Origin of the sequence: Streptomyces beijiangensis, assembly GCF_017315755.1 — a bacterium.
In the GTDB taxonomy this organism is placed as follows: domain Bacteria; phylum Actinomycetota; class Actinomycetes; order Streptomycetales; family Streptomycetaceae; genus Streptomyces; species Streptomyces beijiangensis.
Map to the genome: position 1 here is coordinate 1 of NZ_JAFLRJ010000881.1, position 2,596 is coordinate 2,596.

Here is a 2,596-nt window from a genome sequence, read left to right on the forward strand (position 1 = left end):
GTCTGGGGGCGGAGCCCCCAGTTCACCCCGACCCCGCCAACTCCTGCAACATCGCCGCCCGCAGCCGCAGCGTGGACACCAGCCGCTGGAACGCCTCCGACCAGTAGCCCCCCGCCCCGGGCGACGCGCCCTCCGCCTCGTCCGGCAGCGCGGCGAGTGCCTCGAACCGGCTCGCTTCGGCGGGGTCCATGCACCGCTCCGCCAGCCCCATCACCCCGCTGAAGCTCCATGGGTAGCTGCCCGCGTCCCTGGCTATCTCCAGCGAGTCCACCACGGCCCGCCCGAGCGGCCCGGCCCACGGCACCGCACAGACCCCCAGCAGCTGGAACGCCTCGGAAAGACCGTGCGCCGCTATGAACTCGGCCACCCAGGCGGCCCGTTCGTCCTCGGGGAGCGTGGCCAGCAGCTTCGCCCGCTCGGCCAGCGATTCGGTACCCGGACCGCCGAGCAGTGCCCGCGCCCACTCCGCATCCCGCTGCCGCACCGCCGCCCGGCACCACGCGGCGTGCAGCTCCTCGCCCCAGTCGTCCGACACCGACAGACCGGTGATCTGCTCCGGCGTACGGCCGCCGAGCCGTCCTGGCCAGACCGACAGCGGGGCCGCCTCCACCAACTGTCCCAGCCACCAGGACCGTTCGCCCCGGCCCGCCGGCGGAACCGGCGTCACGCCGTCCCGCTGCATCGCCGCATCGCACTCGTGCGGCGCCTCCACCACGATCCCCTCGGTCCCTCCCGAACGGTCCTGGCTGACGCAGGTCGCCGCCCGCACCGCCATCCGCCCGGCCAGCGCGGAACCCGGCAGTGCGGAGAGCAGCTCGGCCGCTGTCGCGCGGACGTTCCGGCTGCGATCGGAGAGCGCCTGCTCAAGGAACGGCTCGTCCGCGTCCGAGAGACCGGAGCGGAGCGAGTCCAGGAACATCAGACGGTCTTCGGCCCGCTCAGTGGACCAGGTGGCGGCGAGGAGTGTGCGCCCGGTCGCCGGGTCCGCCGCCCGTACGGAGCCGAGCAGCGCCACCCGCTCCGCGAACAGCCCTTCGTCCCAGAGGCGTTGGACGGCCTTGGCGTCCGAAGGCGGCGGCAGTGCGGTGCCACCCCCTGACAGTGCAGCCCCCCGCAGGGCGTACCGCCACTCCGGATTGAGCCCGGCCAGCCACAGCCCGCGCGGTCCGGCGAAGGCCAGGGCCTGCGGGCGGAGATCCGTACGCGACCTGGCCGCGTCCAGGAGCGCGGGCAGCAGCGCGGCCGGTGACCGGTAGCCGTGCAGGCCGGCAGCGGTGAGCCACTGCGGCAGCAGCTCGGTCAGATCGGGGGTCGTGCCCCGGCGCCCGCCCGTCCCCGCGGGACCGCTGCGGTCGGCGAGGAGCTGGGCCAGCCGCCGCTGCGCGGGCGCGGGCAACGCGGGCCGCGGGTCGTGCGCCGCTGGCTCGGGCCGGGGCGCGGCGGGCGCCGCCAGGAGACCCGCCCGGCGCCGTACGGTGTGCAGGGCCGCGGTGTCGAGCAGCGCGTGGACCCCGCCGGGCGCGGGCCTGCGGTCGGTGCCGAGCAGTGCCGATGTGACGAGCTCTTCCCAGGCAGACATGGGAACGGTCGTGGTCATACAACCCCCTTCAGGTCAGCGGGACCGCGTCGGTCCCGTCCGGCGTCCAGGCCGTGAGCGGAGTGAAACCCCGGTGTCCGCACTCGCCGAAGACGGTGACAGGGCCGCCCCCGGAAAGCGCGGCCAGCGTCCAGAGCCCGGGGCGGGACAGTGCGTCGGGCGCGATGGGAAGCGCCAACACCCCGTCGCTGTCAGCCAGTTGCCAATCGCCCCCCGCCGGAGCGGGTATGACGGACGTCAGCGTCACCGGCCACGCCTCCGCCCACGGGTCGTCCCGCAGCGCCCGGCCGTACGCGGCGACGGCACCGGTGGCCCGTAACCCGGCCGGTGGCCCGCCCACCGGACTCAGCACCCCGAACTGCTCGCCCAGCGCCGCCCGCAGCTGCCCCGCTCCCGGATAGGGCGTCAATTCGGCGTCCAGCTCCAGCCCGACCGGCAGGGCGACCCCGGGTGCACGCCCCGCCGCCCCGAAGTCCAGGACCAGCGCCGTGCGCCCCGACTCCCGTCCGTGGAGCCATATCCGGCGGGTGGTGAGCCGGCCGTCCGAGCTGTCGTACTGGGCGAGGACCAGCCAGCGATCGCGGACCGCGGCCCCCTCGGCGGCAACCGGCAGCCCCACCCTCGTACGCACCGTGGCGGCGAGCGGCTCAGGCAGCCGCTCGCGGCCCAGCCACGCGCGGTCCAGCAGATGCAGCAGTGCGCACTCCTCCAGGAGCCGCACCGGCCAGCCCGCCCCGGAGGCGGGTATCGCCCCCAACTCCCTTACCCGTCCCGCGAGTCCTGGCGCCTGGGCGTCGATCATCCGGGCCGCGGTCTCTTCCCAGAGTCCGTACCCCGCCTGCTCGGCGGCCGCGAGCCCGCCCCGCAGCAGGTCCTCCAGCCGCTGCTCCAGCTCCACCGCCCCCGCGGTGACCCGCTCGGCCCGCTTCTCGGCCCTGCGTCTCGCCGCCTCGGGATCGGCGGTCCTCGTGGCGGCATCCGGCGCGGCCTGTGCCGCCC

General features: G+C 75.8%; 2 protein-coding genes. Both read right to left on the reverse strand.

All coding sequences use genetic code 11. The features are described from left to right. Window positions 1-22: 22 nt before the first annotated feature. Entirely contained in the window at window positions 23-1,597 is a 1,575-nt protein-coding gene (locus tag J0695_RS39645; protein ID WP_206969691.1) for a DUF5691 domain-containing protein, read from the reverse strand. A gap of 10 nt (window positions 1,598-1,607) precedes the next feature. Next, the coding region (locus J0695_RS39650) for an SWIM zinc finger family protein (RefSeq protein ID WP_206969692.1) at window positions 1,608-2,596 on the reverse strand (989 nt) is incomplete at its 5' end.